7 protein-coding genes are annotated in these 7,094 nt (G+C 66.2%); 2 read left to right on the top strand and 5 right to left on the bottom strand.

From position 1 onward, the window contains the following. Both VN047_RS18730 and VN047_RS18735 read right to left on the bottom strand, forming a co-directional pair. Positions 1–1,605, bottom strand: a 1,605-nt coding sequence (locus tag VN047_RS18730; protein WP_325545350.1) for a pitrilysin family protein, incomplete at its 3' end; no start/stop codon positions are given. 38 nt (positions 1,606–1,643) lie between these two features. Continuing rightward, a complete protein-coding gene (locus VN047_RS18735) occupies positions 1,644–2,987 on the bottom strand; it encodes an amidohydrolase family protein (RefSeq protein WP_325545352.1) in 1,344 nt (447 codons plus the stop codon). Positions 2,988–3,143: 156 nt separating this feature from the next. On the opposite strand from VN047_RS18735, the gene VN047_RS18740 reads away from it, so the two are divergent. Continuing rightward, positions 3,144–4,064, top strand: coding sequence for a dihydrodipicolinate synthase family protein (locus VN047_RS18740; protein WP_325545354.1), 921 nt, complete (start codon positions 3,144–3,146; stop codon positions 4,062–4,064). Between the two features lie 62 nt (positions 4,065–4,126). Here the strand turns inward: VN047_RS18740 and VN047_RS18745 are convergent, their stop codons facing one another. Continuing rightward, entirely contained in the window at positions 4,127–4,579 is a 453-nt protein-coding gene (locus tag VN047_RS18745) for a hypothetical protein (protein WP_325545356.1), read from the bottom strand. Positions 4,580–4,658: 79 nt separating this feature from the next. Further along, positions 4,659–5,372, bottom strand: a complete 714-nt coding sequence (locus tag VN047_RS18750; protein ID WP_325545358.1) for a 2OG-Fe(II) oxygenase — start codon at positions 5,370–5,372, stop codon at positions 4,659–4,661. 213 nt (positions 5,373–5,585) lie between these two features. On the opposite strand from VN047_RS18750, the gene VN047_RS18755 reads away from it, so the two are divergent. Then, positions 5,586–6,119: a hypothetical protein gene (locus VN047_RS18755; protein ID WP_325545360.1), complete on the top strand. Its 534-nt coding sequence runs from the start codon at positions 5,586–5,588 to the stop codon at positions 6,117–6,119. Here VN047_RS18755 and VN047_RS18760 read toward each other — a convergent pair. Continuing rightward, positions 6,116–7,094: endonuclease/exonuclease/phosphatase family protein (locus VN047_RS18760; protein WP_325545361.1), on the bottom strand; the 979-nt coding region annotated here is incomplete at its 5' end. The two genes, VN047_RS18755 and VN047_RS18760, sit on opposite strands and share 4 nt — an antisense overlap.

The following is a 7,094-nucleotide window of genomic DNA, read 5'->3' on the forward strand; positions in this document are numbered from 1 at the left end:
GTCGATCACCAGCCGGACGCTGGCGAGGGGAACCTTCGACGATTGGGCGATGACGACGCGCAGGCCGTTGGAGAGGCGGCGTTCGGCAAGCGCCGGCGCGACCGAGGGAACGGCTTCGGCAGGAGCGGGGCGGGCCTCGCGCGCATCCGCGCTGGCGATGGCGACCGGTGGCAGGCTTGCGGTCGGAACCGCCGGACCCATTTTCGACACGTCGGGAGAGGTGTCGCCGGCGTAGCCCGCAGGGCGCTGGCTTTCGTCGCGATAGCGCAGCGTCACCCGCTTCCCGTCGTCGAGCCAGTTCTTCGCAACGCGCTGGAGGTCGGCGGAGGTCATGCGGCGAATGGCGTCGAGCCGCGCGTCAGCAAGGCCCGGATCGCCCGTCAGTGCGGCACCGCCACCGAGCTCGTAGGCGCGACCTCGCGCGGTCTCGCGCCGCGCTAGCGCGTCGCCGAACAGGCCGTTCTTGACCGCGTCGAGTTCGGCGGGGGGCAGCGGTGTGTCGCGAAGCCGCGCGATCTCGGCGGTGAGCGCTGCTTCGGCATCGGCGATCTCGCGCCCCTTGGCGAGCGTCACGACCAACGCGAAGGCATGGCCGTCGCGCGTCGGGAGATTGTAGCTGCTGATGGCCGATGCGACGCCCTGTTCGTCGACCAGATTGCGGCGCAGGCGCGATGCGGCGCCGCGCGTCAGTACCGCCTCGATCAGGTCGATCCCGGCCGCGTCGGCATCGGCGGCGAAAGGCGCGCGCCACGCGAACGCGACCGCAGGCAGCGGAACGTTCGGCGCATAGGCGTCGATTGCCCGCGCCGCGACCGGGCGCCCCTTCGCGGGGTCGCGGGGGATCGCGCGGTCGGGACGCGGTGCCGACCCGATATAGCGGTCGGCCCAGGCGTCGAGCTGTGCCGGGTCGAAATTGCCCGATACGACGAAGACCGCATTGTCGGGCCGGTAATAGGCTTCGTGAAACGCCTGCACGTCGGCGAGCTTTGCCTGATCGAGGTCCGCGATCGTACCACCGATCGGACGAGCATAGGGATGCCCGTCGAAGGAGAAGGCGGGAAGCAGCGTGTAGAGGATGCGCCCATAGGGCTGCGACAGGACGCGCTGGCGCAGTTCCTCCTTCACGACGTCGCGTTCCGAATGGAACGACTTCTCGTCGATCACGAGGTTGCGCAGCCGCTCACCTTCGAGCCACAGCATGCCCTCGAGCTGGTTGGCGGGTACGGTGATATAATAGTCGGTATAGTCGAACAGCGTCGATGCGTTGGCGTTGCCGCCCATGGCATTGACTGCCTCGAGCACCCCGCCGGGCAGATTGCGTGTCGTCTTGAACATCAGATGCTCGAACAGATGCGCGAAGCCGCCACGGGCCGGCGGATCGTCACGCTGGCCGACGTCGTACCAGATGTTGATCGAAACCGTCGCCGAGCCGGTATCGCGGATCGCATAGAGGGTCGCGCCATTGGCAAGGACGCGCTTTGTGAAGTCGATCCGCGGGACGTCGAGCAGCGACGGCGCCGTCGCGGCGGTATCGGCCGCCGCCGCGGCAGAAGCGAAGGACAGCGGGCTCGCGGCGAGCAACAGGACGGTCAAGAAACGGCGCATCTGATTTTCCCTTGGGCCTTGATGAGACGAACCGGCGTTTACCGGAGCAGCGACTGGCCATCCTGGCGGATGACCCGCCCGCGTTGCATGACGAACAGGGGTCTTTCAGTGACCCGGATGTCGATGACGGGATTGCCGGGTACCGCGACAATGTCGGCCGATTTGCCAACAGTGAGTGTCCCGATCTCGGCATCGAGACCGAGCAGCCGTGCGGCATTGCTCGTCCCGGCGATCAGCGCGGTGGCGGGCGGCATGCCGGCATCGACCATCAGGCCGAATTCCATCGCATTGCGCCCGTGACCGTCAGGGCGCACCGTCGCGTCGGTTCCGAGCGCAATCGGCACGCCGAGGCGCAGGGCGGCCTTGAACATGGCGGTATGAGCCGCCGCCGCAACGCGGGCCTTTTCGGCGATATTGGGCGGATAGCTGTCCGCATTCTTCTTGACCCAGTCGATCGCCATGAAGGTGGGAACGAGAAACACCCCCTTTGCCTTCATCCTTTTCAGCGTATCCTCCGACAGGAAGCTGCCATGCTCGATCGAATCGACCCCGGCCTCGATTGCGAGCCGCGAGGCGGTGTCGCCGTGCGAATGCGCCGCGACCTTGCGCCCCCAGTGATGCGCTTCACCGATCGCGGCGTCGAGCTCCTCGCGCGTAAACTGCGGGACATCGACGGGGTCGTAGGACAGGACGCCGCCAGAGGCGCAGACCTTGATGACGTCGGCGCCCCATTTGATCTGGTTGCGCACCGCATCGCGGCACTGGTCGGCGCCGGTACAGACACCCTCACGGGGAGTCAGCGGTGCGACGCGCTGCGCGGGGTAGGGCGCCCGGTCGCAGCTTCCGCCGGTGGCGGTTATCGCATTGCCCGCAGCGAGGATGCGCGGTCCCGCGGTGAGGTTCGCAGCGATCGCGTTGCGAAGCCCGACGTCGATAAACTCGCGCGCGCCGACGTGACGCACTGTGGTGAAGCCGGCATCGAGCGTCCGTCGCGCATTGGCGCCGGCGTAGAAGGCCATCTCGGTCGGGTTGCGCATCAACTCGTTGAGCGTCTTGCGGTAATAATTCTCGTCGGGTTCGAGCGTCAGGTGCGAATGGACGTCGATGAACCCGGGCAGCAGCGTGGCATCGCCAAGGTCGATTGTCCGGGCGCCTTCGGGAATGGCGGCATTGCCACCAACCCCGACAATCCTCCCGTTCTGGACGATTACGACCGCGTCGGTGCGCATCCGTTCGCTCGTCGCATCGAACATCCGCGCGGCGCGCAGGACCAGCGCGCCCTGCGAGGCATCCTGCGCCGATCCCGTGATCGCCGACCCGGCGCACAGGAAGATGAGGCCGGCGGCGACCGCGCGCGCGATGCTGTGGGCGGTTTTCCGCATGTTTTTCCCCCGCGTTGTCCCGGCCATCGGGCGCCGGATCGCGTGCTCCTGATTATATGAGTGGCGAGACACGCAATTCCGCCAGCCCGGATAGCGGATTTTGACGGTCACACTCATCATTGTCCTTGTCCAATGGCTTTTTCAGGGAGGTGCGCCATGCCGGGTACCCGGATCGAAGGATCTTTCGTCGCAACGGTCACGCCGTTCGACAGTCGGGGAGAGATTGATTTCGGCGCCTGGCGGGCGCTGCTCGATCACCAGCAGCAAAATGGTACGCGCGCGATCCTGTTCATGGGCTCGACCGGCGAGCCGACGCTGCTTTCACCCGAGGAGAAAAAGCGCATCATCGTCGAAACGGCAAAGATGCGGACCGGCGACATGGCCTTTTTCTATGGCTGCACCGGCCCCTCGGCCGAACAGGTGATCGAGAATGTCCGCTTCGCTGCAGCGAACGGTGCCGACGGTGCGATCATCGCCGCGCCGCCGTATCTTTGCGCGCCGGAGGCCGATATCGAGCAATTCTACCTCGAGGTCGCCGACGCGGTCGACCTGCCGCTCGGCATCTACAACAACCCGCCGCGCGTGAAGACCGATCTTCACTGGGACCAGCTGTTGCGGCTCTTCCGCCATCCCAACATCGTCATCCACAAGGAATCGACCGCGCGCGTCGGGCAGGTGGCGCAAATCCTTGCCGCGGCACCCGATGTCTCGGTGATGTGCTGCGACTCCCCCAACCTCGGCCTCGTCGTTCCCACGATGGCGCTCGGCGGCCATGGTACCGCGAATATGGGAGGAAATATAGCGCCGGCGGAAATGGCGGCCATATCGGCGCCCTGGGCGGGAGAAGGCGAAGCGGCGACCTTCCGCGAGCAATATCTGGAGCTGCTGCCGCTGCTCCATTTCAACTATTCCGCGATCAATCCCGTCGCGATCAAATCCTTGATGCGCGCCTGCGGCCTGCCGGTCGGCGGGCTTCGCAAGCCGCTTCGCGAACTCGGCGCGGCCGAACTCGCCGCCGGATTGCGTATCATACGGGACATCGGACTGGCCGATAAATATCGCTATTCTTCTGGCTGAAGGCTTGTTCTTCCCCGGCGCGGTAGATCGGTCGGGCGGATCGCGCGCCTGGAATTTCCGCGTCAGGGTGAAGAGATACTGACGGAGACGGGGCCGCTCCGGACCCGGCACTCCCCTTCAAGTTTGATTTCGCGGCCCTCGATCGTGCGATACGAGCCGCGCAGCCCGGACTGCTCGCCTGCTTCGGGATCGCGCGTCGTGAACGCCAGCGTCGCCCCGGGGCCGGTGCGGAGTGCGAAACCGAAGGAAGGGCCAAGGTCGGGGGCGGCCGTCTCGATCGTGGCTTGTTCGAAATATGTGCGGCCATCGACAAGGGTGTGGACATAGGGAATGGATTTCCCCGGGATCAGGCCGGTGGCCGCAGGAAACAGGAACACATAGTCGCCCGCCGGAAACGGCTCTGAACGTCGCTTTTCATGCCCGGTCGAACGGACTGTACAATCATAGCGCTGACTGATCTCGACATTTTCGGGAAAGGCGGGAGCCATAGCCGCGACCGCCAACAATAAACTCATCGTCTTCTGCTCCTTGCTCCCGACCAGGTCTCGCTAACCGATTCGGCTTCGAGAAACCGTGATCCGGAGCACAGGCCTGTCAAGCCGCGTCGTGAAAGATGATCCCCAGCGTGTGACGGTTGCCTGCCCCGATGGCGCTCACCCCGTGCCGCATCGCGACGCGATAATCGCCGCGCGCGCCCTGCACCGGCCGCACGTTCACCGCGAACAGCACCGCATCGCCCTTTTCCAGCGGCACGACGGCGACTCTCGATTGCATGCGCGGGCGCTGTTCGGTCAGCACGAATTCGCCCCCGGTGAAATCCTCGCCCGGCGCCGACAACAGGACGGCCGCCTGCAGCGGAAAGACATGCTCGCCGTACAGGTCCTGATGCAGGCAATTATAGTCGCCGGCGCGATATTTCAGCAGCAGCGGCGTCGGTCGCGCCTGCCCTGCATCATGACATCGCGCCAGAAATTCGCCGTGGTCGGCCGGAAAGCGGACCGCCTGCCCCATGCGCTCGTGCCAGCGGTTCGCGATCGGCGCGAGCCGCGGATAGAGCGCGCGGCGCAAGTCCGCAACCAGCGGCGGCAGCGGATAGGCAAAGTAACGATATTCGCCGCGCCCGAACCCGTGCCGTGCCATATGCACGTGGCTGCGGAACAACTTCTCCTCTGCGTATGATGCCGCCATGCGCCCGCATTCGGCACCCGAAAGCAGCCCGGGGATCACCGCCCAACCCTCGCGGTCGAGCGCCGCGGCAATGCCGTCCCAGTCCAGCGCGGCGGTTCGTGTCTCGATAGTCTCGCTCATGTCCGGAGTTTGCCACGGAGGGACGATCTGCACGCCCCGTTTCTTGCTTTCAAACCTGAAGCGTCCCTGGCCGAAACCGGAACGCGCCTGCCGGCCGGAGCTTTCGCCACCATCCGGCGCATCCCCGGCACAGCGGGTCGGATCGGGACTCCTCGCGCACGCGCCGCCGTTCTAGTCCGCTTTCGGGGAGGGAGGTGTCAGGAGCTGATAAATATGAACGCGCTTTCGACCCGGCACGGGGATCATCCGGTCGATCCCGCGCCTGACGTCCTGGCGACCGCCAATGACTATGCGCTGGGGCTTCAGCTGTATCGCATCGGCATGCTGTCGATGACAAGGCTGCAACTCGCGCTCGAACGCGGTGATCGCTCGCGCGCGATGGAAGCGATCGACGATCTGCACGCGCTCGATACCAGGGTCGAACGGCTCGTCGCGGCGCTTCCGCTGTCTCCTGACGATCCGCGCCAGCGCGAGGTCGGCCGCAATCTCAAGGAGGAAAAGATGGCGGTCGCGTTCGAAAAGCTTGCGCTTGCGAGCGGGATCAGCGGACCGGGTCTCGCCTCGCAGCCCGTGTTCCCGCGTGCGGGCGATGCCGCCTTGCCCGATGACCACGCGCACGCGCCGGTCGCCGGCTGGCCTCCCGCCGAAACCCGGGGCGCGCGGCTCATCCGCCTGTACGGGCTTCGGGCATTCATCCTGTTCGTCATCGTCGCCGCGACCCTCGCGGCCTTGCTGATGGCGCTTTAGGGCTGCGCCGCTTCGCAGGCCGGTCGCGCGACCACCCCCGCCGGCCAGCGAAGTTCATAGGTAACGAGAAACCCGTCATGGTCCGACAGGCGCGGACCGCTTGCGCCCCCGTCGAACATGGCTTCGACGCGAACCGGGCGCACCGTCAACTGCTCGCCGTCGGCGAAGAATTGCAGGTCCTGCGTATCCATCCACGGCGCATCGCCATCCCACGACATCTTCACCTCGCATCCCGACGCGGGATCGACGCATACTTCGTGCACCAGCGACAGCGGATGATATTCGGAGAATTCCGCCCAGCGATCTTCCGAATGCCGCATGTTGAAATCGCCGCCAAAGATCAGCGGGACCGCCATGTCCTGCGTCCGCGCGATAAATTCCGACGCGGCGATTGCTTGCCGCGCGTGCGCCTCCCCGTCGCGCGCTTCGGATACGCCCGACGCGCCGCGCGAATTCATGTGCGTGTTGTATATGTCGATCGGCGCGGGCACCCCCGGCATCCGGATCCGCGCGAGCATCACCCCCTTGTTCGCCAGACAGTCCAGCCCCGCGCACGCGCGCCGGCCATAGGCGTCGAGCGCGGTGTCGACGATCGGATAGCGCGACGCGATCGCCAGCCCGCCGCCCAGCAGCTTGAAGCCGACCTCGCCCTTCAGCGGCCTCGATTTTCCCGGCATCTTTTCGGCGCCCGCCGCGAAGGGTTTCGTCGTCCGCTGCGGTCCCGGAGCGATCGCCGGATAGCCGCTCGCGGCGACCGCGCGCTTCGCCGCGCTGCTGAACATTTCCTGGAACAGGATGACGTCGGGGGCGCTGCCGTCCTCCCGCATCGCCGCCAGTCGGGCACCGATTTCCCCGAGTTCGCGCGCACGCCCCTTGCGCGCGGGCCAGCCCAGCCCTTCCAGATTATAGGTCAGCACGGTCAACGTCGTGGTGGCGAGGCGGCCGTCGCCCGAGAGCGTCACCGGCGCGGTGGGC

The sequence above is a fragment of the Sphingopyxis sp. genome (assembly GCF_035565275.1).
GTDB lineage: Bacteria > Pseudomonadota > Alphaproteobacteria > Sphingomonadales > Sphingomonadaceae > Sphingopyxis.

What these genes read in the sequence shown, in the direction of transcription:
- VN047_RS18745 (WP_325545356.1), bottom strand. Translation starts at nt 4,579, where the DNA reads ATGAGTTTATTGTTGGCGGTCGCGGCTATGGCTCCCGCCTTTCCCGAA.
- VN047_RS18740 (WP_325545354.1), top strand. Translation starts at nt 3,144, where the DNA reads ATGCCGGGTACCCGGATCGAAGGATCTTTCGTCGCAACGGTCACGCCG.
- VN047_RS18735 (WP_325545352.1), bottom strand. Translation starts at nt 2,987, where the DNA reads ATGCGGAAAACCGCCCACAGCATCGCGCGCGCGGTCGCCGCCGGCCTC.
- VN047_RS18750 (WP_325545358.1), bottom strand. Translation starts at nt 5,372, where the DNA reads ATGAGCGAGACTATCGAGACACGAACCGCCGCGCTGGACTGGGACGGC.
- VN047_RS18755 (WP_325545360.1), top strand. Translation starts at nt 5,586, where the DNA reads ATGAACGCGCTTTCGACCCGGCACGGGGATCATCCGGTCGATCCCGCG.